19 protein-coding genes are annotated in these 22,141 nt (G+C 63.8%); 9 read left to right on the top strand and 10 right to left on the bottom strand.

Translation table 11 applies throughout. The annotated features are described in order from the left end of the window. Positions 1-2: 2 nt before the first annotated feature. The 5 genes from N826_RS23915 to N826_RS23895 all read right to left on the bottom strand — a co-directional run bounded on the left by N826_RS23915 (position 3) and on the right by N826_RS23895 (position 5,237). Positions 3-962, bottom strand: coding sequence for a ParA family protein (locus tag N826_RS23915; RefSeq protein ID WP_052831912.1), 960 nt, complete (start codon positions 960-962; stop codon positions 3-5). Positions 963-1,930: 968 nt separating this feature from the next. After that, positions 1,931-2,539: a DUF3102 domain-containing protein gene (locus N826_RS23910; RefSeq protein WP_084721135.1), complete on the bottom strand. Its 609-nt coding sequence runs from the start codon at positions 2,537-2,539 to the stop codon at positions 1,931-1,933. 74 nt (positions 2,540-2,613) lie between these two features. Continuing rightward, the gene (locus tag N826_RS23905; RefSeq protein ID WP_044432919.1) at positions 2,614-3,231 is read right to left on the bottom strand and encodes a ParA family protein; all 618 of its coding nucleotides are present in this window, start codon (positions 3,229-3,231) and stop codon (positions 2,614-2,616) included. Next, entirely contained in the window at positions 3,146-4,297 is a 1,152-nt protein-coding gene (locus N826_RS43285; protein WP_147040701.1) for a hypothetical protein, read from the bottom strand. The genes N826_RS23905 and N826_RS43285 overlap by 86 nt, the downstream gene beginning before the upstream one ends. 25 nt (positions 4,298-4,322) lie before the next feature. Continuing rightward, positions 4,323-5,237, bottom strand: coding sequence for a helix-turn-helix domain-containing protein (locus tag N826_RS23895; RefSeq protein ID WP_147040703.1), 915 nt, complete (start codon positions 5,235-5,237; stop codon positions 4,323-4,325). Between the two features lie 946 nt (positions 5,238-6,183). On the opposite strand from N826_RS23895, the gene N826_RS23890 reads away from it, so the two are divergent. After that, positions 6,184-7,563 (top strand): replication initiation protein, encoded by a 1,380-nt coding sequence (locus N826_RS23890; RefSeq protein ID WP_044432916.1) that lies wholly within the window; start codon positions 6,184-6,186, stop codon positions 7,561-7,563. Positions 7,564-7,619: 56 nt separating this feature from the next. Here the strand turns inward: N826_RS23890 and N826_RS23885 are convergent, their stop codons facing one another. After that, positions 7,620-8,813, bottom strand: a complete 1,194-nt coding sequence (locus N826_RS23885) for a dimerization domain-containing protein (RefSeq protein ID WP_044432915.1) — start codon at positions 8,811-8,813, stop codon at positions 7,620-7,622. Positions 8,814-9,107: 294 nt separating this feature from the next. On the opposite strand from N826_RS23885, the gene N826_RS23880 reads away from it, so the two are divergent. The 6 genes from N826_RS23880 (at position 9,108) to N826_RS23860 (ending at position 15,171) form a co-directional block, all read left to right on the top strand. Next, on the top strand, positions 9,108-10,220 hold the full coding sequence (locus tag N826_RS23880) for a PDDEXK nuclease domain-containing protein (RefSeq protein WP_063772302.1): 1,113 nt from the start codon (positions 9,108-9,110) through the stop codon (positions 10,218-10,220). After that, entirely contained in the window at positions 10,189-11,319 is a 1,131-nt protein-coding gene (locus N826_RS23875) for a site-specific integrase (RefSeq protein ID WP_044432913.1), read from the top strand. Before N826_RS23880 ends, N826_RS23875 begins: the two co-directional genes overlap by 32 nt. Before the next feature lie 506 nt (positions 11,320-11,825). Continuing rightward, positions 11,826-12,194, top strand: a complete 369-nt coding sequence (locus tag N826_RS23870) for a DUF6481 family protein (RefSeq protein ID WP_044432911.1) — start codon at positions 11,826-11,828, stop codon at positions 12,192-12,194. A gap of 834 nt (positions 12,195-13,028) precedes the next feature. Continuing rightward, positions 13,029-13,904: a PEP-CTERM sorting domain-containing protein gene (locus N826_RS43280; protein WP_147040705.1), complete on the top strand. Its 876-nt coding sequence runs from the start codon at positions 13,029-13,031 to the stop codon at positions 13,902-13,904. 79 nt (positions 13,905-13,983) lie between these two features. Beyond that, positions 13,984-14,952: an IS5 family transposase gene (locus N826_RS23865; protein ID WP_044432910.1), complete on the top strand. Its 969-nt coding sequence runs from the start codon at positions 13,984-13,986 to the stop codon at positions 14,950-14,952. A gap of 6 nt (positions 14,953-14,958) precedes the next feature. After that, positions 14,959-15,171, top strand: a complete 213-nt coding sequence (locus tag N826_RS23860; RefSeq protein ID WP_044432908.1) for a site-specific integrase — start codon at positions 14,959-14,961, stop codon at positions 15,169-15,171. A gap of 142 nt (positions 15,172-15,313) precedes the next feature. Here N826_RS23860 and N826_RS23855 read toward each other — a convergent pair whose 3' ends face one another. Then, positions 15,314-16,240 (bottom strand): LysR family transcriptional regulator, encoded by a 927-nt coding sequence (locus N826_RS23855; RefSeq protein ID WP_044432906.1) that lies wholly within the window; start codon positions 16,238-16,240, stop codon positions 15,314-15,316. A 145-nt stretch (positions 16,241-16,385) separates the two neighbouring features. On the opposite strand from N826_RS23855, the gene N826_RS23850 reads away from it, so the two are divergent. Both N826_RS23850 and N826_RS23845 read left to right on the top strand, forming a co-directional pair. After that, positions 16,386-17,399 carry a zinc-dependent alcohol dehydrogenase family protein gene (locus N826_RS23850; RefSeq protein ID WP_044432904.1) on the top strand — a complete coding sequence of 338 codons (1,014 nt, stop codon included), beginning with the start codon at positions 16,386-16,388 and terminating at the stop codon, positions 17,397-17,399. A gap of 62 nt (positions 17,400-17,461) precedes the next feature. Next, positions 17,462-17,758: an antibiotic biosynthesis monooxygenase family protein gene (locus tag N826_RS23845; protein ID WP_044432902.1), complete on the top strand. Its 297-nt coding sequence runs from the start codon at positions 17,462-17,464 to the stop codon at positions 17,756-17,758. A gap of 131 nt (positions 17,759-17,889) precedes the next feature. On the opposite strand, the gene N826_RS23840 is transcribed toward N826_RS23845, so the two are convergent. From N826_RS23840 to N826_RS23830, 3 genes are all read right to left on the bottom strand, one after another. Then, positions 17,890-18,786, bottom strand: a complete 897-nt coding sequence (locus N826_RS23840; protein ID WP_044432900.1) for an NAD(P)-dependent oxidoreductase — start codon at positions 18,784-18,786, stop codon at positions 17,890-17,892. Positions 18,787-18,991: 205 nt separating this feature from the next. Further along, the gene (locus tag N826_RS23835; protein ID WP_084721133.1) at positions 18,992-20,911 is read right to left on the bottom strand and encodes a TRAP transporter large permease; all 1,920 of its coding nucleotides are present in this window, start codon (positions 20,909-20,911) and stop codon (positions 18,992-18,994) included. A gap of 5 nt (positions 20,912-20,916) precedes the next feature. Then, positions 20,917-21,948 carry a TRAP transporter substrate-binding protein gene (locus tag N826_RS23830; protein ID WP_244619595.1) on the bottom strand — a complete coding sequence of 344 codons (1,032 nt, stop codon included), beginning with the start codon at positions 21,946-21,948 and terminating at the stop codon, positions 20,917-20,919. Positions 21,949-22,141: the final 193 nt, after the last annotated feature.

Raw genomic sequence — 22,141 nt, 5'->3', positions numbered from 1 at the left:
GATCAGTCCGCCTGCTTGCTGGAGGTTCGTGCCGCCTTCATCTTGGACAGGATCATCTTCACGTAATTCCGATAGGTTCCAACCGCTTTGGAACGCCCGCTGGCGCGCAGGGCAGGGTGCCCGGATGCCGAGGCCTTGGAGAACACGGTGGCGCGCGGGACCGGATCGAAGATGGGCACGATGTCGGAAACGAGTTGGCGCAGTTCACCCAAAGTCGCCTGCTCCTGGCTGTTCCGCTCGCTGAACATCGTGGGCAGGATCGGCAGGATGGTCAGGCCGGGATTGTAGTTGTCGCGGACCTGGGAGACTGTGTCGAGCAGGCTCAGCGTGCCATGCGCCGCCAGATATTCGGTTTGTACGGGGATGATCAGGAAGTCCGCCATGCTAAGCGCGTTGATCGTCAGCAGGTTGAGGTTGGGGCCGCAGTCGAAGATGACGACGTCGAAACGGCCGCTGACGCTGCTGACCTTCTGGAACAGCCTTTTCTCGCCGCCGATCTCCGTGCTGAGTTGGCGCTCGACGTCTGTCAGGGCCTTGGCGCTGGGCGCTACCCAGAGGTTGGTATCGCTGTACTGGAGCAGGATATCGTCCATGTCATGCTGGCCGCGAAGAACCGCTGCCATGCTGAGCCCGCTCTCCTGGATCTGGGATATGTCGAAGCCGAGATCCGAGGTGGCATTTGCCTGCATGTCGAGATCGACGATCAGGCAGCTGAGGCCTGAGTCGGTCAGACCCCATCCGACATTGCAGGCTGTTGTCGTCTTGGCGACCCCGCCCTTCAGGTTCGTGACCGCCAGGACGAACGCCCGCTTCGGAGCGGATGCTTTGGTGGATTTGCCAACGGACTTTGCCAATGGCTTGGCGGCTGCCTTCGTTGATGTATCGACGGACTGCTCGGCGGTAAAATCCTCGATTGGAACAGCGTCCGCCGCCTCCGCCTTTTTCTTCGCTGCACGCGCCATCACCGCTTCTCCGCCCAGGTCGATCGATCTGCGTCGATGTTTCTAGTGCGTGATCTGATCTGTCAATCGCTGCCTGATTGGCCCCGTCGATTATTCATGAACCTGTGTGCGGAACCGCACACTGCATTTGGCCCGGTCATGAGAACCGATGTCAGGCGGGATCGCCCCATACTTCCACAGCCATGAAAACCCTGTGCGGTTCCGCACAAGGCCGATCGGACGGCATTGAATACCTTCGACAAGGGAAACCGATGTCATTGCATGATCGCCCTCCTGGCTGAGGACGCTAATATTATGGTAGCGCAAAGGTTGCTTCCTGTCTCCAAACGGTTCATGCGCATGAATTATCCTAGCTGCAAGTCCCCGAAACATTTGGAGTACATATTCTTTAAGGAGGCGGAGAGAGGAACCCTCACAACGAGTTCGTTGTTCCATTATGGAAACTGGCGTCTTGAATGGCATGTGGGAGTGTTTCTAAATGCAGTTCGTCCATTGGCGTGATCTTGGTTCTCCTACCCGGCCGGGAAGCGCTAACGTTCCTGAAGGAGTCGTACAGGTGACTGAGCTTCACATTGCTATTGCTGCCAAACACAGTGGACAATGCAGCTTCAGGATCGATGATGCGGTAGGAAACGAAGGTCGTGGACGTGAATATGATTTAGGGAGGCTGGCATATCCCGACTGAGTGAGGTCAAAGGGGGGAGGGCGCCAACTGCTTGTCCCCTGACCGAGGCCGCCGGAGTCGAGAGACCAGCTCTCGATTCCGCATTCGGCAACAAGGAAGCGCTCTCCACGTGGCCTGCCGGCAAGTTCACCGTGTCCTCCCGCCAAAGCAGGTAGTGGGGCGGTGCAGGGGAGGCGGCGAGGTTCCATGTACTTTGGGGGCGTAGCGTCCTCAATCCTTGAAGAAGGCCAGCCCTTGAAGAAGGCCAGGGGGTCGGCGTTGATGGCTTCCACGCGGATGGCCGCTAAGCGGCTCCGTTCCGTTCTGTCCGAATCGCAGCCAGTTGCCTGTCGATTTCGTCAATGCGTTTCAACAGCCGTACACGCTCCGTCTCGAGGCTCAAGGCTCTATCCTCGGCAGCTCGTCTCATCCGCCTGCGAAACTCGGTCACGTCCTTGCGCTGCATATCCGGACGTACGATGCCTTCCTCGACTGCCTGCCGGCGCTCGCTTTCCGAAAGCGTCAGGAGTTCGTAGATAGTCGCGTAGCTCGGGGGGAGTTGATCGGCGGGCAGGGCACCGGCGTCGAGAGCGGCCGCGACCTTCATCAACCGGTTCGCCGTGCTGTAGCGGAACGGAAGGTCGGTTTCGATCATTCCCATGAATTCGCCATGGTTGAGCACCGATTTGGCATGGTTCATGTAGCGGCCGATCGCGATGAAGTTGTCTTCGGCTTCGGTCCAGATGCCCCGTATAGCTTCCGCGAAGTTCGCACGTGTGCGAAGTTCTGAAAGCTCCGGCCGGAGCTTGCGGCGCGGCGGCATGATCTCGGCTTCCCGGGCACTCTGGCTGGGAAGCAGATTGGCCAGCGGCGCCACCTCGCGCCTGATCTGCTCCGGATCGAGCAGACGCATCGCGGTCTTGGGCTTGCGGGGGCTGGGATCGGGCGTACCATTGCCGCCTTCCGCTGAGCTCTTCCGGGTAGCCATCAAGTACTTTCCATCAGTTCGGTAACGGCAAGGGCGATGGCGTTTATGTCCTCGCGCACGAAGGAGTCGTTCAAGGGCGAGCCGGTGTAGCTGGCCTGTTGATAAGCGGTGCGGGCGGGTATGTCATGTGAAAGATACGGCACCCCCAAGGCGTCGAGTTGAGCACGCGTCTGCGTCGTGACGACAGCCTTGCGGTTGACTTGGCTCAAGATGGCCGCGTGGGGGATCTTGCGGCGGATCATGGCTTCGGCTTGGCGGATGACCTCCTGAGTTCGCACCGCCTCGACAACGTCGTTCCGGTCGGGCCGGCATGGAATCAGAACGATGTCGGCTGCCGACACAGCATAGAGCAGACCTCGCGCCAGCGTGCCTGCGACATCCACGATGACGAGGCCGGCTCGTTGCGACGCTTCGCCGATGGTCGGCAGGATGGCCTCTTCGTCAACCGACACGCAGGGAATGCCGGTTCCGCTCAATCGGGCGAGTAGATTACGGTTCGGGTCGGTATCGAGGGCCTCGACGCTGCCCGGGTCATTCGCCCAATAGGCGGCCAGGCAGGCGGCCAGGGTGCTCTTGCCTGAACCGCCCTTGGTGGTGGCGACGACAATTATGGCCATGAGGATATTCCACCCATCGGAGTTCGCAGTCACCCTGCTGTTTCTTCAAGTCGGCTGTCAAGGTTTTGGAAGGAGCCAACCGACGGACACGTGCGCCTCTTCGGCGCAGAACTCGGTTCGACCCGCCTGCTGGAGCAGGTGTGTCATCCACAGCGCCCACGCCGGCAAAGTGCTGGCGGTCGATCTGCGAGCGATGCGCGGTCGGGTCGCGGACTCCGGGAATCTCAAGACTGACCGTTGCATCTCTCGATAGTCGGCCTCGATCGGCACTCATGCCCAAGCGATCGTTTCGGCAGGTCGGCGGCGGGCTCTTTCCTGGGCGGTGTCTTCTTTCCGCCTTGTTGTTCGGCAGGATTGCCGATCCTCCACCGCCCGCCTTGACGACTGCCAAGGGGCTCGATCTGGATCGGTCACTTCGGAGCCTGTAAGGGAAGGCTTGAGTTCGGCTTGCGTGCTTGTCCGATGAAACTGAAGAATTTTCGCCGACATCGGCACCGTGCTCTTCCGGCAGAACGGGTTGTTCCGCTGCAGAACAGGACGCTTGTCCGGCAGCCGAATCGTCAATCCCGGATCGATTTTCCTGTGGTTCCACCATAGCCGGGCTGGGGTGAACCGGGTCTTCGGCCTCAGGACCGGAGCCGGTATGGGAAGCTGCCCGCCCTGCCGCAGCCCGCAGCGTCTCCAGTTCGCGCTCGCGGCGCGCGGCGTGGCGTTGCCTGGCTTCCTGATCGAGCCTCTCCCGCATCCTTACCGTCTCCAGCTTCAGCTTGAGGGACTGAAGCCTGGCGAGCCGTTCCCGCCGCTCGGTCATGGCCATCTTGATGGGTTCGTAGAAATCGGCGACTTCCGGCAACCGCCTGTAGGCAAAGCGCTCCCAGACAATGCGGAAGGCCCTGACGAAGAGGTCCCTCGGCCATGATGCCAGGACTTCGACGTCCATCTCGAGGGCGATCCCGTCCGGCAGGTCGAAACCGCGCCGGGTGGCGAGCGCCTGGAGCGCTTCGATAACCTCGACCGCCTGGCCGGGAGCCAATGCGGCAGTCGCTTGGGCGATTGCTGCCGGCAACTGCGATTCGAGATCTCCAAGCCGTTCAGGAAGAAAGATGCTCGGTTCGTCGTGCCAGGATACGGCGTAGGCAATCGTCGGCGGCCGCGCGGTTCCGCTGTGCGATGCCTCGATGATCGTGGATCCTGGTGCTGGCGCGGGTGGCGCCGTCCCGGTGGGATCCAGTATTGCGGTTCCGGGCGTCATGGACATCGGATTTGATCTCTCTCTTGATCCAGGAACGGAAGATTGACGAGGGGTCGGGAAGCCGCTGGCCGCCGTATCGGTCAACGAACTTTGCGGTCACGGCGGCCACGTCTGAGGCCGTCAGGTCGCTTCGAGCGGTGCCGGCGAATGCCAGATCGGCATCGGTCGGGGTCCATCCGGGAGACAGCGGAGCAGGGTAGTCCGGAACAGCCGATTTGCTCGGCTCCGATCCTGTCCCGGCATTGATGCCCGGCTCTCTCCCCGCGCGCTCCGTCGCGCGAGAGAGAGAATCTTCTGTAAGGTGTTCAAGGTGTTCGTGTTCGTCGTGCCGTTCGTCATCGGCGTAAACCCGCTCACCAGCAGGGTTCCGCGAGAGTCCGGCCTTTGGACCGGTATCTTCTCCAAGCAGTCCGTCGACGAGACGGGCATGCCCGGTCAACCGGTACATCCAGCACCGTATTGCAGGGTCCGGATGAGGCAGCCGCTCGACGAAACCCAATGCCGTCATCTTCTCCAGACGTCGGCGGACCTTGCCGCGGTCCAGTTTAACGGCTTCGGCAATGGTCGCGAGACCCAGCCACAGATAGCCGCGTCGGCAAGCATGCGTGGACATGAACCCATAGATGCCCTGCTCCTCGCAGCCGCAGTCCGGGTGCTGGAAGATTGCAATGGGCACAAGGCCGACTCTCTGCCTGGATTGCTCCTCCATGCAGTCATTCCTTTCCAAAAACGGCGTCGAGCCGTGACGTGTCATCCGCGGTATCGGCTGACCCTGCCGCTCGATCCGGCGCTCGCACGGGTACCGTTCCGTGGAGGGCGACGAAACCGGAGGCCGCCGGGTCAAATTGGTCGCTGATGGTTCTCCGTGGTGTTATGCAGGGTTCATTCAAGGCATGGCTTCAGCATCATTCATCGCCATTACGGCCCCCGTGGCGTCACAGTGACGTTCCGGAGGGAATACTGGCATCCGTGACCGTGCCTCGATGCCCCTTGTGCCGACATCGTGACATCGAGTGGAGCATGATGGCGCCATCGGCCCAGGTGCCTGCATGCCCCATGGCGCGTCACTGTGTGCGAATCCCATGAGGTGGAGACCTGCCGTGACGATCCGGGCCGGTCGACCGCTCACTGCCGAGCCTTCATGTCCCCTGAGTCGTCACGGAAGGCGCAGCGTCCCACTTATCGGTAGGTGCGGCGGACGCGTCTCCAGCCATGATGACCTCCGATCCGTCACGGTGACGCACCGGAGGCCATAAAGGCGGGACGATGGGATTGGATCATCGGCACTGCGGCGACCTGTGTCCTTCACCGACTTCGGTCAAAGGCGCTCGGGTGCCGTCATGCCCCCTGATAAGTCACCGTGACGGAGTCGGGACCATGGATGCGCGGGTGCGGTGCGCCGATGCCGTGCCGGCGCCATGCCGGTGCCGTTACTCCCTCCGGTGCGTCACGATGACGTTGCAGAGGGCATGACGGCATCTGTCCGCAGATGGAATGGGGCAGCTGGGCGTGTGGCCGATCTATGATCGGCCGGATTCCGTTCGACGTTGGATGCGGTACGGGGCCATGATGCCTTTATGGCCCCCGCTGCGTCATCCTGATGCTTTTTCGCGTGTGTGCCGGGTTGCCAGCATGGACCCCAACGAGTCACCATGACGGAACGGGGGCCATGGCGGAAACCGGGAGCGGGTGGGGCTTTCTTGCAGGACATCGACGACGAGGCAGTGTCTGACCCGGAACCGCTCCGGAAAGCGCGGGCCGTGCAGGCTGACCCCTCCCCGCGGACCAGCCCCTTGGCCGTTTCCAACTGGATTCACGGCGATCCGAGTTTTCTCAAGGTCAGGGAGCTGATCGAGGTCGTCGATCCCGAGCTTTCCGTGACCGACCGCAAGCTGCTTGACGCAATGCTGGCGCATGCGACCGACTCGGTCGTCAACGTGGTTGCCAGCGGCAGGTCCCAGCCCGGCACGATCCTCTATTCGGCGCTTGCCACCGACATCAAGCGGGCAATGGGCTGGGAGGGCCACAAGAGCAACAAAAGCCTGCTGGCCGCGGCCAAGAAGCTCCAGGGCTCGGTGATCACCATCGGCTATTTCGCGCCGGGCGACGACAACCTGCGCCACATGAACATCAGCCTCGTGACGCTGTCCGACGTACCCGAAAACCAGGGTATCGTGTACTGGCGCTTCAGTCCCGAGCTTGAGAAGCTGATGTCGGTGCGCGGCGAGCGCTTCCTGGTTCAGCTCAAGGTCCTGGCCAAACTCACCTCCGGCTACAGCCACCGCCTGTATCAGCTGCTGTGCGCCAATGCCGATCGTGAAACCTTTTCCTGGACCGTGTCCGTCGGAGACCTTCGCCAGGTGCTGAACGCGGCGGCGTCGAGCTACGATTCATGGGGCGCGTTCGAGCGCCGCGTCCTCAGGGTCGCCGTCGAGGAGATAAACAGGTACGCGTCGTTCCATGTGCGGTATGAGCTGATCGCCGACGAAAGAACGCGCCGACGGACCCACGTTACCTTCGTCGTCGAAGGGCCGGCCGGCATTCTGCCGCCGCCCAAGATGGAGGCCGTGTTCCAGGATGCCGCCACCCAATTGGCACTCGATCTGCCGCCGGTCGGTACAGGGCCGGAGATCAGCCCGGCCCTGCTGGGGCGCAGGCTGACCAGACAGGCGCGGGATCGGCTGCGGGCGGAATTTCCGGGCGCTCCCATCGACGCCCTGGTCGACGTATGGTCCGTGTGGTGCGGCCGGCACAGGGTCAAGGTCGACCGCCCGGCGCGCGTCTTCGAACGCTGGCTCACCACGATGTTCGGCGATCTCGTTCTTCTGGGTCGTAGTGGTCAGCCGGCCGATTGGTCCGCTGGCATGACCCGCGATCTCGATCGGCCTGCATGCCGCGCCATGTATCTGCTGAGTACCATGGTAGCGCAGCAGCGGCAGAGATGGCTCAACCTTGCCAGAAGCAAGGCGATGGACCGGCCGCTCAGGTCGCGGCCGTTGGGCACGTCGGTGGATGCCGTACATTTCCACCAGTGGGTCGACTTCATTCTCGACGAGTTCGCCATGGCCAATCCGCTCTGATCGGCCGGCTTGGTTGCGTTCCAGTCTCCAAGACCGATCCTCCTGTCTCGGCACGATCAGAATGTGGACGTTCCTGGTTCTTCTGTTTCGCCATTCCGAAGGACGGGCTTGTAGCCGCGGGCGATCCGGTCGAGCAGGCGGCGAACGTTGCGGGTCCGCTCGTCGGCGGCGGCAACCAGCCGATCCAGGGCGTCGAAGTCAAAGCTCGCGGGCGCCAGGCGCGCCGGCTCGGCGGGTTCGACATCCGGCGTCGCTTCCGCCATGCTGGGGCTGTCGGTCAGTTCGGCAAAGGGTGCGGTCAGGACCCGCTTCGGCCGTCCCCGCTGCCCGATCGTCGTCCGGCGCTGGGGTGCCGTGGTCACGGCACGGATCGGCAGCAGGCGCTTGAGGCCGTAGAGCCGACGCGCCCCCCGCCCGGTCCGGCCGGTTACCTCGGCGGCGACCTCGAGCTGGACCAAGGCATCCAGCATCCGCGAGGCGCCTTCGATCGAGCAGTCCAGCGCCTCGGCGAGGGCGGAGATTGACAGCAGCGGCGCAGCGGCCAGGAGATCGACCGCGGCAGGCAGCCGGGAAGTCGACCGGGCGCCGGTGCGCCGACCGACCTTCGTCCGCGCGTCGCGCCATTCCCGCTCCATCGTCAGCAGCATGTCGCGGCTGTCCGCAGCCTCGCGCCGGACAGCGTCGAGGAAGCGCACCGCGAAGCCGTCGGGATCGTCCGACCCGGATCGCAGGGCATCGCCGCCGGTGACGGCGGCCAGCGCGTGGATCGTGACCCCGCGCTCGCGCAGGAAGAGCGGCACGGCGGTCCGGATGGCAGGCCGGCTACCCTGTCCCGCCAGCCAGTCGAGCATGCCCCGGGCGGCGGCGACCAGCGCCGGCTGGCCGCTACCGCAGTTCCGCAGGCTGTCGACGGCGATGTCGCGCAGGCGTACCTGTTCGGGATCGGGGGCCGCCATCCAGGAGCGCAGCTCGATCGCGTAGTTCAGGCCAGCGATCTCGCGGCCGCGCTCGGGCGCGGAGGTGGTGTCGCCAAGCCGAAGCGGCAGGCCGTGGAGGTGCGCGGCGAGGCGGAACAGGTCGACCTTCCGGCCGTCGGCCTCGGCGTGGCGCCGGGCGGCGTCGAGTTCGCTCCAGAAGGTCCAGGCGCGCCGGAGCGGGTTGCCGGCCAGGGCGGCATCAAGCCGTCCAACGGCGATGGCGGCGTGCTCCAGCGCGGCGACGGTTTCGCCGGAGACGAACAAGTCAGCCATCCTTCTGCCCACAGCGGCATGCCGTCACTCTCCAAGCACTCCCGATTCTGATATTTATCGAATTAATACAATGGTTTGAAGCTGTCTATCAAATCAAAAGCACTTTGACTTGAGACATGTACCTTTTTCTTAATGTCGATGTCCAGGATCCGACAACGCCTTTCGCCAACGAACAGGTGCAATGTCCGACAATTCATCTTTTCGGACATTGCGCACGGGTGAAACTTACGTTACAGCTACCTCGAGGAGAAATTGAGGCTATTGGCACGGCGCGGCGGCGGGGCAGGGGGGGACATGGCGGAGGACACGGTGCCCGGGCCGGCGGGCTACGCGGAGTGGGTGGCGGACCTGAAGGACCGCATCCGCCATGCCCGCCTGCGGGCCGGCCTGGCCGTCAATCGCGAGCTGGTCCTGCTGTACTGGCAGGTCGGCACCGAGATCCTCGAGCGGCAGAACCGCCTCGGCTGGGGCGCCCGGGTGATCGACCGTCTGGCTGCTGATCTTCGGCGCGAGTTTCCCGGCGTTGCCGGCTGGTCTGCCCGGAACCTCAAATACATGAGGGCCTTCGCTGCGGCCTGGCCGGACCGCGACTTCGTGCAAGACGTCCTTGCACAATTGCCCTGGTGGCACCAGATCGCCCTGCTCGAGAAGGCCGGCGATGACGGGACCCGCCGCTGGTACGCCCAGGCCGCCATCCAGCACGGCTGGAGCCGCAACGTCCTGGTTCACCAGATCGAGAGCCGTCTGCATCTGCGTCAGGGCAGGGCGGCGACGAATTTCCGACGGACCCTGCCGGCTGCCCAGTCCGATCTGGCCGAGCAGATCTTCAAGGATCCCTACCAGTTCGATTTTCTCGGGCTGGGCGAGGCGGTACGCGAGCGTGACCTTGAAAGAGGTCTGCTCGAACATCTCAGGAAGTTTCTGATCGAACTCGGCATGGGCTTCGCCTTTGTCGGCAGCCAGCATCCCCTGGAGATCGGCGGGCAGCCGTTCTACCTCGACCTGCTGTTCTACCACCTCGATCTCCGTCGCTTCATCGTGATCGACCTCAAGATGGGTGACTTCATCCCGGAATATGCCGGCAAGATGAATTTCTATCTGGCCGCCGTCGACGACCTGCTGCGGCGCGACTACATGGCCCCGAGCATCGGCCTGATCCTGTGCAAGGCGCGCAACGGCCTGGTCGTCGAGTACGCGCTGCGGGACATCGCCAGCCCGATCGGCGTCGCCGAGTATCGGCTGGCGGAGGCTCTGCCTCCCGACCTTGCCGGTCGGTTGCCGACACCCGAACAGATCCTGGCCGAGTTCAGGCCCGGAGAGCGGCCATCCGAACAAGCCCCTGATCCCGCGGAAACCTCTGGTGAGGAGAACGGTGATGACGGTGCCGCCGCGCCCGAACACCCCTGATCCCGACCCGCTGGCTGACGTGGCGGATCGGGGAGACCTGATCATCGCCACCGGCATTCTCGGCGATCTCGTGCTGCCCGCCGGCGGCTTTGATCCGGGGCGCGCCGACGAAATCCGCGACCTCGCCGCCCAGGCCGCGATCTACGCCACCCAGGCCCGTGGACCCGGCACACTGCGCGCCTACCGCTCGGCCTGGCGCCAGTACGACGCCTGGTGCGTCCGCCTCGGCCTGCCGGCGCTGAGCGGCGACCCCGGGATCGTCGGCATGTACCTGACATCCGCAGCCGAACGCCTCGCCGTCGCGACGCTCCAGGTCCACCTCGCCGCGATCGTCACCGCCCACCGCCTGGTCGGGCTGTCGCTCGACCCCGGTCACCCGAGCATCGCCCTGCTGATGGACGGCATCCGCCGGCGCCGGGGCACCCGGCCCGTGCGCCAGGCGACGCCGATTACGCCGGCGATGCTGGCCCGCATGGTCCGGGCCCAGCCCGACACGCCGCTCGGCCTGCGCAACCGCGCCATCCTGCTCGCCGGCTTCGGCGGCGCCCTGCGGCGCTCCGAGATCGTCGCTCTCGATGCCGGCGATCTCGAGTTCGTCGACGGCCGGGGTGTCGTGCTGACCGTTCGGCGCTCGAAGACCGACCAGTATGGGGCTGGGCAGGCGGTCGCGGTCTGGCGCTCCGACGATCCCGACCTGTGCGCCCCCACCGCGCTGCGTCGCTGGCTCGACCACCGGGCCGCCCGCCACGCCGACGATCCCCTGTTCGTCGGCCTGCGCGCCGGCGGCGTCATGACCGTCACCCGGCTGTCGGACAAGGCGGTGGTCCGGCTGGTCAAAAGTACCGCCGAGGCAGTCGGCGACGGCGATCCGGGGCTAATGGAAAGCACCTTCGGCAGCCTCGTTGTTGGCGCCACCCGCAGCTACTCCGGCCACAGCCTGCGCGCCGGCCTCGCCACCGCGGCGGCCGAGGCGGAGGCCCAGCTCCACGACGTCATGCGTCAGACCCGCCACAAGAGTGTCGAGGTCGCCCGCCGCTACATGCGCTCATCCGACCTGTGGCGCAACAACGTCACCGAGAAGGTCATGCGCCGAACCTGAGGACGGGTACAGCGGTGCGGCCGCCAAAGCAAAGCTGGGATCGCAGGGAGCCATCGGCAAAACAGCCTGTCGGGCTGTCAGGCAGTTGTAGGGGTGGACCCAAGTCAGGCCTCCCACAAGGAATGGCAGGTTCCGATTAATCGAGCGGGGACATCAGGGGCGCTGACATGCGCTGCCCGGCGACAGAGAACCCGGACCAAAGTACTCAAACCTTCCGAGTGTCCCGCCAGATCGCCTGACCTATGTGGAAAAAGACGAAAGTCACCAACTCCTTGATTTCTGCACTAAAGTTTCTTTTCATCTCTTCACTGCTGGGGCGGGGCGCCGAGGGCGCGGAATTGAAGGGTCTGCTTCCCACGACAAACCGTTTACGAGAGGCGTCCGAAGGCGCTAAGAGATCAAACCGGAACGGGTTTTACCCCCGATTCGGATCGGGCCGATGGCGGCGGATCAACGCCACAGTCTGCTGAGACAACGGTGAAGTCAGAGAACGTGGATTGAACAAGATGAGCGGTACCAGGGAAAAAGGTTTTAACGAGCGGCTGAACGCCGCCGCGGAAGCCCGAAAGGTCCAGCTGGACAAGTTCCGCGCGAAGCCGGGGCCGGATGACCCTGCAGTTGTCGAACGGCAGGCAGCCCGCCGAGCCGCAGTCATTGCCCGGGACGTCCGGGCCGCCGAGCGGAAGATCGCCAAGGCCCAGCTGGCCGCCAAAGAGGCCGAACGGTATGCCGCTGAGCAGGCTGAAAAAGCCATGCAGGAAGCGGATGCTTTGCAAAAGGCCGCAGACCAGGCCGCGCGCGACGTCACCTCCCTGATGGAGCAAAAAGCCGCCCGTGACGCCCGCTATGCCGCCCGCAAGGCGCGGCAACGGTAACCGTACAACGTTGTATGGACCGACGACGTCCAACGCCGGGGACAGGGCTCCAGCACGCGGACACAAAAAACTCAGAAGAAATCCTGGGCGGTTCAAACGTGCCAGATCCGTCAGTTCTGATTCCGCCCCCTTATCAGAAGTAATGAAAGGGCGGCAGGAATGGACGGTGGTGGTACGGCGCTGCCGCTGTTATCGGTTGCGGGACCAGGGAAGCGGGGTCGGCGAGCCGCTGGAAGCGCGCAGCCGCGAGCGCTCCCGCTCAACCTGGTAGGGGCCGCCGGGTTGTGAGCAGTGAGAGGGGCAGGGTGCCGTCAGGCAAGTTCAGGGCTATCGCCGTTCAGTCCAGCCGACCACCGGGTTCCAGCTCGGGTGCGGGTGATTTTCTCCGTCGCGTCCTCGAATGGGCAGGAGCGGGCTGTTCGACGTCACTCCGGCGCCGGGATTGGGGAGCACCAAGAACCGTGGGAGGTTAGCCAGCTTGGATCAGTGCGGTGCAGATCTGCTGGCCAAATTACTTGGAAAATCGGAACGCTTGAGCGTGCAGGCGTCCCCGCTGCTGGAGCATCTCCCACGGTTCTTGGTGCTCTCGCCGGCACGTCCTGTCTGCGAACAGCTTCTCAATACGCATCGTCGTCCCAAGGGTTGCCGCTGCTGCAGCGGCCAGCCTATCCGCCGCAAACGTCGCCTACTACCCTGATCTCCCATACTTTGACATGCTCTCCAGGCCGACATGGTTCTGCTTGTCACGCAGGAATGCGAGTGTACACTCGTTAGCCGATCTGGGCCTTGAGACGATTTTGGCCTTATCCCGACGAAACAAGCGGGGACGGTTCAATGAAACTTATGAAAATGCATCTCGCCGTATGCTTCGTACTCTTGGCCGTAGTGACCTTCGGTCCACGGCGAGTGGAGGCGGGTCCTATTTTGAGGGACATTGACATCACTTCCATTCTCAGCCGACACCCAGCAGGAAACTCCCTTGGCCTAGCGTACAATCCTGTCTCCGACGTTCTTCATCTTGCTCACGGGTCCGGCTCCGGAGGAGGCTTCATTTACACTCTGGATCTTGATGGAAACGCAATAAAAGAATTGGATTTCGAAGAAGCCTACCGAGCAGGATCCTATCCAACGTCCCTAAGCTTTGACCGGGTTACAGGTCATCTATTTGTGTTTGCTTTTGGTGTTGGCGATGGAGTAGGTAATATTGTTGAGATGCGCACGGACGGGTCTGCTATTTTCAGGGAGTTTACAGTGCCGATTGGCGGCGGTGGCGGTATTCTAGTCAGGGGCGATAGCATTTGGCAGGCAATGTTTGCGAGTGACGTTATTCGCCAGTACGCCCGGGATGGGAATGTCGTCAGAGATGTGTCGGTCTCCAATAGTTTTCCGGGATTTCCGGGGCCAGAAGACATAACTTCATCGTTTACAAACGGGTTTTTCCTTAATGATTTTTTTGGCGAGAGAATCGTCGAGGTTGATGCCGGAGGAAGGGAAATCGCCGCAATATCGACTGCCGCATTGGGTCGTGGATTGGGCATTGACGCTGATGCAAGTACTCAACGGATTTTCTTGCAGGTAAACAACAGTGATATTTATGTCCTGTCATCCGATTTTATAGGGCAAATCCCTGAGCCGAGTACATTTACGGTGTTCGGGAGCGGCGTCTTGGGCCTGATAGGTTGCTATCTCTCGCGAAGGCGCTGCTATTGAGGATGTATGTTGGCGTGTTGCAGGGATATGCGGGATCGCGTAAGGGACAACCTGTTTCGATGCTCCGGATCCCGCCTTCATGCCGCATAAAGCCAACGCTGCCCGCCGCCACCACATTCCGCGGCCGAAGCGACGCGTGACGAACTGGTCCGATTATAACGAGGCTCTGCGGCAGCGTGGCAGTCTCACCGTGTGGTTCACGGATGAGGCGATCGTCGCGTGGAAAGCGGCGCCGCGGACTACGCCGGGCGGTCAACCTCACTACTCGGACCTCGCAATTACGACAGCTCTGATCCTGCGAGCTGTGTTCCGCCTGGCGCTGCGCCAGACCGAGGGACTGATCGGCTCGATCCTCCAGTTGCTCGGCCTCGACCTGCCGGTGCCAAACTTCTCCACCCTCAGCCGACGGGCCCAGACGCTGGATTTGCCGGCGCAGGCCCGCATCACCGGTGGTGCGATCCACCTGCTGGTCGACAGTTCCGGGCTGAAGCTGAGCGGTCCGGGTGAATGGCTGGTCGAGAAACACGGCACCAGCAGGCGGCGCTCGTGGCGCAAACTGCATATCGGCTTTGACGCGGTGACCGGCCGGATTGTCGCCTCCATCCTGACCGACCGCGACGTCGATGATGCGTCGCAGGTCGAACCCTTGCTCGACCAGATCGCCGAGCCGGTCGAGCTTTTCCTCGGTGACGGCGGCTATGACAGAACCGGCGTGTACACCACCCTGGACGAGCGCCATCCGGACGCGAAGGTGATCGTCCCACCCCGCGCTGATGCCGTGTTCAGCGCCACAGCCGACACCGAGCCCAACCAGCGCGACCGTCACATCCAGGCGATTGCCGGGAAAGGGCGGATGGCCTGGCAGCGCGACAGCGGCTATAACGAAAGAGCCCGCGTCGAGGGCCAGTTCGCGCGCTGGAAGCAGGTCATCGGTGATCAGTTGCGTTTCCACAGCGACGGGGCCCGCGCCACCGAAGTCGCCATCGCCGCCCAGGTCCTCAACCGAATGCTCGATCTTGGATGCCCGAACTCCGTCCGCGTCGCCTGATCAACGATGGGGAATGGGGGCTCGTTTGCCTCTTCCCCCTCCGCGCAACACGCTGGCCTGCGCGCCGGGCTCGCCACCGCGGCGGCCGAGGCGGAGGCCCAGATCCACGACGTCATGCGCCAGACCCGCCACAAGTCGGTCGAGGTCGCCCGCCGCTACATGCGCTCATCCGACCTCTGGCGCAACAACGTCACCGAGAAGGTCATGCGTCGGACCTGAATGCGGGGCAGGAGGTGCAGCCGCCATGAGCAAAGCTGGGATCGCAGGGAAACGAAAACACACCTGCGTCCGCCGAAATCGGTTCGACCCACCGGCTGGTCGATTGGACGGGTCCAGCAATCCGAGTGTTCAGGAGCGAGCGTCATCGGCTGTTCCCTAAGATCCTCTCGAGGCCTCGATCCCAGTACGGTTGGCCCCCAAATCTCTCGACGAGCCAGTCGATGAAGACCCTCACCTTCGGTGCCAGTTCGCGCGAACTTGGGTAAAGCACCCAAAGCGTCTGTGTCGAGACGAGCGGGTACTCGGGAAGGGCTGGTACGAGGGCGCCGGATCGAAGCTCGTCCGCGGCGCACCAAGTGGCCATCAGAGCGATGCCGAGCCCCGCACAGGCCGCATCGCGCACGGCACCGCCGTCATTGATTCGTAGGCCGGGGGAGACACGCCGCTCTATCAGCTCTCCACCCTTTCCTCGGAATGTCCAGAGATCGAGCGTACCGACAACGAGGCAGGCGTGTTCCGCGAGGTCGTCGGGCGTATTCGGCCGCCCGCGCCGCTCGATGTACTCGGGCGACGCGACCAGCACCCGTTTATCTGGAGCGAGCCGCCGCGCGACGAAGGACGAGTCGCTGAGATCGGTATAGCGAACCGCCACATCGAAGGCACCTTCGACGAGATCGGCAACGCTGTCCGAAATGCGCAAGTCGAGGGCCAAGTCGGGATATTGTCTGCAAAAGCCGGGCAGACCTGGCACGATATGCATGCGCGTGAACGAGGCCGGAGCCGCCACCCGCAGGGTGCCGCGCGGAGCGGCTTGCTCCCGCCCGAGCGCCGCTCGGGCGGCCTCTGCTGCGATCACAACGTGCTCCGCATGCGGCAGGAAGGCGAGGCCGTCCTCGGTCAAGGTCGCCTGTCGCGTCGTTCGGTGGAGAAGCCTGGCCCCGAGCTTTCTCTCGAGCGCCGCCAGTCTGGCGCTCGCTCCCGCCGGAGTGACACCCAAGTCGCGGGCCGCGGAACTGATGCTCCGGAGTTGAGCGATGCGCACGAACAGATTCAAGTCGTTCACGTCCATGGCGCCGCTTTCAAAGTATCGTTGAAACTGATCCTAAGTCAGACCCGCTACCGAGGGCAATCACGACAAGTCAAATAGGAACTGTCCCCACGGGACCATGGGCCACGGAGCCCGCCTCTGCCTCTCCTACCGAAAGGACAGCGTTATGACCAAGACCATGAAGGCAGCCGTTCTCACCCGCTTCGGCGGGCCGGACGTGTTCGAACTGCGCGAGGTGCCGGTGCCGGAGGTCGGTCCGCGCCAAGTGCGGGTGCGGGTGCACGCCACTGCCGTCAATCCGCTCGATTACCAGATCCGCCGCGGCGACTACACGGACTACGTGCCGTTGCCCGCGATCATCGGCCATGACATCTCGGGCGTTGTCGAGGAGTTGGGCTCGGACGTTCGCGAGTTCGCAGTCGGCGACGAGGTCTACTACACACCGAAGATCTTCGGCGACGCCGGCTCCTATGCCGAGCAGCACGTCGCCGACGTCGAACTCGTCGGCCGCAAGCCCCGGAACCTCACGCATCTTGAGGCGGCGAGCTTGACGCTCGTTGGCGGCACGGTTTGGGAGGCGTTCGTCCAGCGCGCGGAGCTGAAGGTCGGCGAGACGATCCTCATCCACGGCGGCGCGGGCGGCGTCGGCACGATCGCGGTTCAGGTTGCGAAGGCGATCGGCGCGCGGGTGATCACGACGGCGCGCGCCCGCGATCACGACTTCGTGCGCTCGCTCGGCGCCGACGAAGCGATCGACTTCACCACCGAAGACTATGTGGAGGCGGTTGCCCGACTGACTGGGGGAGAGGGCGTGAACGTCGTCTTCGACACGATCGGCGGTGACACGCTCACGCGAAGCCCACTCACGCTTGCGGCATTCGGGCGCGTGGTCAGTCTCGTCGACATCGCGCAGCCGCAGAACCTCGTCAACGCCTGGGGCAAGAACGCGGCCTACCACTTCGTGTTCACCCGTCAGAACCGAGGCAAGCTCGACGCGCTCACAAGCGTCGTCGAGCGCGGCCTGGTCAAGCCCGTGATCGGCGCGACGCTGCCGCTCGCCCGCATGTCTGAAGCGCATGAACTGCTGGAGAACGGCACCGCACGGGGACTGCGCGGCAAGGTCGTGATCGACGTGTCCGGCGAGGCGGCTGCTCCGCCCTCAGCCCAGCGAGCCGCCTGACACGTCGCGTGGACGGTCGGGGAGGGCTTGCCCAGACCGTCCGCCCCGAGAGGAGAGAACGAATGATCACCGAACTTGCGCTTCTGCGCCTTCTGCCTGGTTCCGCCCCTGCGTTCGAGCGCGCATTCGCCAGCGTCGCGCCGCTGCTCGCCGGAGCGGACGGCTGCTTGCGGTACCGCCTCGTGCCGACGCTCGACGACCCCGACGTCTACCTGCTCGAGGTGATCTGGCGTGACCTCGCGGCCCACACGCAAGGCTTCGAGCCGAGCGACGCGCACGCGCGCTTCATGGCGCCGCTCGAGCCGATGCTCCTGAGCGAGCCCATTGTCATGCACTTACCGGCGGGAGAGCCGTCGTGACGTGGGCGGCTGCGCCCGCCCAAGTCGTTTTGGCCTGTCGTTCGATTGATCGTATGGTTCATGACCGCGCAAGGGACTTTTCCCATCCCCGGAGGATGTCGCCGGTGACGGAGCTTCCGTAGGATCGCCGTCTAGTTCCCTGAAGGGAGATCGCGGGTTCCGTTCATCACGTGGTATGTGCGGATCACCTGGCTGTCATCGGCAGCCCCGTCGCCGCGTCCGGAAGTGGCGAGGAAGAGCTGGTGGGCGACGGCGGCCAGCGGCAGCGCCACCTTTGCGTCACGGCCAGCTTCGAGTACGATCCCGAGATCCTTCACGAAAATATCCACCGCACTCGTGATTTCGGGATCGGCCATGAGCATGCGCGGTCCACGGTCCTTCAGCATCCAGCTCGACGCCGAGGAACCGCTCATGATCTCAAGCAGGATGCCCAAGTCCACGCCCTTCCTGACAGCGAGCGCGAAGGCTTCGGCTACCACCGCAATGTGAACCCCGCAGAGCAGCTGATTGACGGTCTTGACCGTGGCGCCCTGTCCCGGCTCCTCCCCTACGTGGTAGACCTTGTCGCCCATGGCCTCAAGGATGGGCTTGGCCGCTTCGAACACCGACCGGCGCGCCGCCGCCATGATCGTGAGCGTGGCGCCAACGGCACCGACGACGCCGCCCGAGACGGGGCAGTCCACGAACCCTCGGCCCGTGGCCTCTACCCGCGCGGCGAGATCCGTCACAACTCCCGGCGGGCAGGTTGCCATCAACGCCACGATCCCTCCGGGTGCCAGCTGGTCCAGGGCTCCGTCCGTGAACAGCACCGTTTCGGCCTGGGCCGCGTTCACCACCATGAGCACCAGCGCGTCGGTTCCGCGTGCCGCATCGACGGCTGTGCCGGCGCCTGTCCCTCCGGCATCTTCGAGCAGCCCGACGGCGTCGGTCCGCAGGTCGAATCCCCGCACGCCGAAGCCCGCCTTCAGCAGGTTGAAGGCCATGGGCAGACCCATGGAGCCAAGGCCGATGAAGCCGATCGTCGTCATGTCATTCCTCCACTCGTTATTTATGATTGATCAAGTGCGGTGCGTGGCAGCAAGTGTTGGGACAACTTACCGGGAAGCGTTGTTCCCGGACACGTGACCAGCGTTCCGGATGGTGTCGGACAAGGCCGTAACCCGCCCCCGCAAGGCACACCGCTCCTTCTGGTGCGATCTTCATGAGCGGTTCCCTTCGGGAGCGGTGATCTGCTTAGTCCAGGAAGCCGATCGAGATCCAAGGCACGGCAGCGACCACGATCAGGCCGGCGATCAGTGCCAGCATGTATCCGACGATCGGCTTCATCCCCTCGTCGGGATGGATCCGGCTGATCGCGCAGGCGGCATAGTAGCCGACACCGAACGGCGGCGCGAACAGGCCGATGCCCATGGCGAGCACCACGACCATGGCGTAGTGGACCTCATGCACCCCGATCTGTCGGGCGATCGGGAAGAGAAGCGGTCCGAACAGCACGATCGCGGGAATACCCTCCAGCACGCTGCCCAGGATGATGAAGGCGACGATGGAAACCGCCAGGAAGGACACGGTGCCGCCCGGCAGGGAGGTCATCGCGGTCGCCAGCATGCTCGAAAAGCCCGACTGGGTCAGCGCCCAGGCCATGCCGGTCGCGGCTCCGATGATCAGCAGGATAGCACCCGACAATGCCGCGGTTTCAATCAGCATCGGCATCAGCCGGCGCCAGTCGAACTGCCGGTAGACCAGCAGGCCTGCCAGGATCGAGTAGACGATGCCGATCGTGGAAACTTCCGTTGCGGTAGCCACGCCCTCGACGACTGCGGCACGGATCACGAACGGCAGGGCTATCGCCGGCAAGGCGATCACCAGCGACCGGCCGATCTCGCCGGCGCCGGCGCGCCGGACATGCGACAGGTCCTCGCCCCGGTAGCGCCACCATACCATTATGCAGAGTGCTGCACCGAGCACGACGGCCGGCAGCATGCCGCCGGTGAAGAGGGCGGTGATGGAGACACCGGTGACCGACCCGATGGTGATGAGCACGAGGCTCGGGGGAATGGTCTCCGTCTGGGCGCCGGTGGCGGACAGCAGGGCAACGAGATCGCCGGGCTTGGCGCCGCGCTGCTTCATCTCCGGGAAGAGCACCGGGGCGATGGCTGCCATGTCGGCCGCCTTGGAGCCCGAAATACCCGACACCAGGTACATCGCCCCGATCAGCACGTATGACAGCCCGCCCTTGACGTGGCCGAGCAGGCTGGCGAGAAAGGCGACCATGGCCCTGGCCATTCCCGTCATCTCGATCAGCAATCCCAGGAAGACGAACAGCGGCACCGCCAGCAGGATGAGGTGCGACATGCCCTCGTCCATGCGGCCGATCACCACCATCATGGGCATGTGGGTGGTGGTCGCGAGATAGCCGAAGGTCGCCAGTCCGAAGGAGAAGGCGATCGGTACACCGGCGAACACCATGGCCGCGACCAGACCCACGAAGAAGATGAGCAGGTTGTAGTTGCCGAGCGGGCGCAGAACAGGTGACAGCGCCAGAAGCAGCGCGCCGATCGCCAACACCAGCACCAGTGCTCCCGTCACCAGCCGCCAGTTTCCCACCTGGGCGAGCCTGAGCAGGCCCATCGCGATCATCAGCGCCGTACCCACGGGAATCGCAGCGGCCCGCCAGGCGTTCTGGATTTCCAGCGCCGGGGTCGTGATGTAGGTTTCCTCGTAGGCGAACTCAACGCCGGGGTACATAATCAGCAGCAGGAATGCGAGCGGGAGGGCAATCGCAATCACTTCGAGGAACGCCCGCACCTTCGGAGACGCCATCCCGATGAGCGCCGTCATCCGCATGTGCTCACCGCGCTGGAACGCTACGACGGATCCCAGCATGGCAAGCCACAGGAACAGGATCGAGGCCAACTCGTCCGACCAGATGAGCGGTTCGTGGAAGACATAGCGCGAGATCACGCCGGCAAGCAGGACGCAGATCTCCACCACGACCAGCAGTGCGGTCGGGATCTCGACCAGGATTCCCAGCGTCTCCTCCAGCCTGCCCGCCAGGGTGCGTTGTCGGGGATCGGGCGTATGGCCCGTCACGGAATGCACGGAAGCCGGGCTATCGCCCGCTGCCGGGAGCATCGTACTTTCAAACTTTGTCATGTCGATCACACCAGGCTTCCGGTTGTCTTTTCGAGGATGCGCCAGGCTTCGTCGCCGAACTTGGCCTTCCAGTCCCGATAGAAGCTGGTCTTGCCCAGCGCCGTCCGGAACGCGTCGGTATCGACGTCGTTGAACTGAAGTCCCTTGGCGGACAAATTCGTACGCAGCGTCTCGGTGAGCTTCGCGATGTCGGCACGCTCATCACCCGCGGAGTGGTCGAGCTCGGCCGATACGATGTCGCGAAGGTTCTCCGGCAAGGCCTGCCAGGCGCGTCGGTTAGCCAGGATCCAGTAGCCGTCCCAGACATGGCCGGTCAGGCTGCAATATTTCTGCACCTCGTAGAGTCGGGTCGTCGCGATGATGGCGAGCGGGTTTTCCTGAGCTTCCACCACCCCGGTCTGGAGCGACGAGTAGAGTTCGTTGAAGTTGATGGGAGACGGTCCCGCATTGAGGGCTCTGAACACCGAGGTCAGCATGGCCGCCGGCGGGACGCGGATCTTCAATCCACGCAGATCCTCCGGCGTCTGGATCGGCCGTGTCGAGGTCGTGACGTGGCGGAAGCCGTTGTCCCAGACGCGCGATGCGGTCATGATCCCGCGCTTGGCGATCTCGGCACGGACATAGGCGCCGAGGTCGCCATCCAGCGCATGCCACACCGCATCATAATCCGGGAAAACGAAGCCGGTGTTGACGATGCTGGCTTGGGGCACAAGCGTCGCGACGATGGACGAGGACAGGTTGAAGAACTCGACGGCCCCCATGCGCACCTGGGACAGCAGGTCGGTGTCCGATCCGAGCTGGTTGCCTGGGAACAGCCTGATGTCGAGTTGGCCGCCGGTCGCCTCACGGATACGGTCAAGCGCTTCCTGCGCGCGGATGTTGAGCGGGTGCGTCGGGTCCTGGCCGGTTGCCAGCTTGTAGCTGAATTCGGCAGCCGAGGCTCGGCGCGTTATGATGCTGCACAGCGGCAGCGCGGCGCCGGCTGCCAGCAGGGTCCGACGGGTGATGCCCCGCCTTTGTGGGCTGCACTTGATCACGGTTTTCCTACCTATGTTTGCGTTGTGCAAATAAAGCTGTAACGGCATGAATAGTTTTTACGAGGGTCCGAAGACATTGACTTGTATGGTCAATGTTTGTTGGGCCACGGCCCAACCTACAGGCTCCTGCTTCGTAGGTTGGGCCGTGGCCCAACACTCGCCGACCGTCGGTAAAACTCTTCGGCTCATGGAA

Origin of the sequence: Skermanella aerolata KACC 11604 (assembly GCF_000936425.1) — a bacterium.
In the GTDB taxonomy this organism is placed as follows: domain Bacteria; phylum Pseudomonadota; class Alphaproteobacteria; order Azospirillales; family Azospirillaceae; genus Skermanella; species Skermanella aerolata.
The sequence above is the reverse complement of the archived record's forward strand: the minus strand, read 5'-3'. Positions and strand labels throughout refer to the sequence as shown.

What these genes read in the sequence shown, in the direction of transcription:
- N826_RS23895 (WP_147040703.1), bottom strand. Translation starts at nt 5,237, where the DNA reads ATGACACGTCACGGCTCGACGCCGTTTTTGGAAAGGAATGACTGCATG.
- N826_RS23850 (WP_044432904.1), top strand. Translation starts at nt 16,386, where the DNA reads ATGACCAAGACCATGAAGGCAGCCGTTCTCACCCGCTTCGGCGGGCCG.
- N826_RS23855 (WP_044432906.1), bottom strand. Translation starts at nt 16,240, where the DNA reads ATGGACGTGAACGACTTGAATCTGTTCGTGCGCATCGCTCAACTCCGG.
- N826_RS23865 (WP_044432910.1), top strand. Translation starts at nt 13,984, where the DNA reads ATGCCGCATAAAGCCAACGCTGCCCGCCGCCACCACATTCCGCGGCCG.
- N826_RS23875 (WP_044432913.1), top strand. Translation starts at nt 10,189, where the DNA reads ATGACGGTGCCGCCGCGCCCGAACACCCCTGATCCCGACCCGCTGGCT.
- N826_RS23915 (WP_052831912.1), bottom strand. Translation starts at nt 962, where the DNA reads ATGGCGCGTGCAGCGAAGAAAAAGGCGGAGGCGGCGGACGCTGTTCCA.
- N826_RS23885 (WP_044432915.1), bottom strand. Translation starts at nt 8,813, where the DNA reads ATGGCTGACTTGTTCGTCTCCGGCGAAACCGTCGCCGCGCTGGAGCAC.
- N826_RS23905 (WP_044432919.1), bottom strand. Translation starts at nt 3,231, where the DNA reads ATGGCCATAATTGTCGTCGCCACCACCAAGGGCGGTTCAGGCAAGAGC.
- N826_RS43280 (WP_147040705.1), top strand. Translation starts at nt 13,029, where the DNA reads ATGAAACTTATGAAAATGCATCTCGCCGTATGCTTCGTACTCTTGGCC.
- N826_RS23860 (WP_044432908.1), top strand. Translation starts at nt 14,959, where the DNA reads ATGGGGAATGGGGGCTCGTTTGCCTCTTCCCCCTCCGCGCAACACGCT.
- N826_RS23845 (WP_044432902.1), top strand. Translation starts at nt 17,462, where the DNA reads ATGATCACCGAACTTGCGCTTCTGCGCCTTCTGCCTGGTTCCGCCCCT.
- N826_RS23910 (WP_084721135.1), bottom strand. Translation starts at nt 2,539, where the DNA reads ATGCGTCTGCTCGATCCGGAGCAGATCAGGCGCGAGGTGGCGCCGCTG.
- N826_RS23880 (WP_063772302.1), top strand. Translation starts at nt 9,108, where the DNA reads ATGGCGGAGGACACGGTGCCCGGGCCGGCGGGCTACGCGGAGTGGGTG.
- N826_RS23840 (WP_044432900.1), bottom strand. Translation starts at nt 18,786, where the DNA reads ATGACGACGATCGGCTTCATCGGCCTTGGCTCCATGGGTCTGCCCATG.
- N826_RS23835 (WP_084721133.1), bottom strand. Translation starts at nt 20,911, where the DNA reads ATGACAAAGTTTGAAAGTACGATGCTCCCGGCAGCGGGCGATAGCCCG.
- N826_RS23870 (WP_044432911.1), top strand. Translation starts at nt 11,826, where the DNA reads ATGAGCGGTACCAGGGAAAAAGGTTTTAACGAGCGGCTGAACGCCGCC.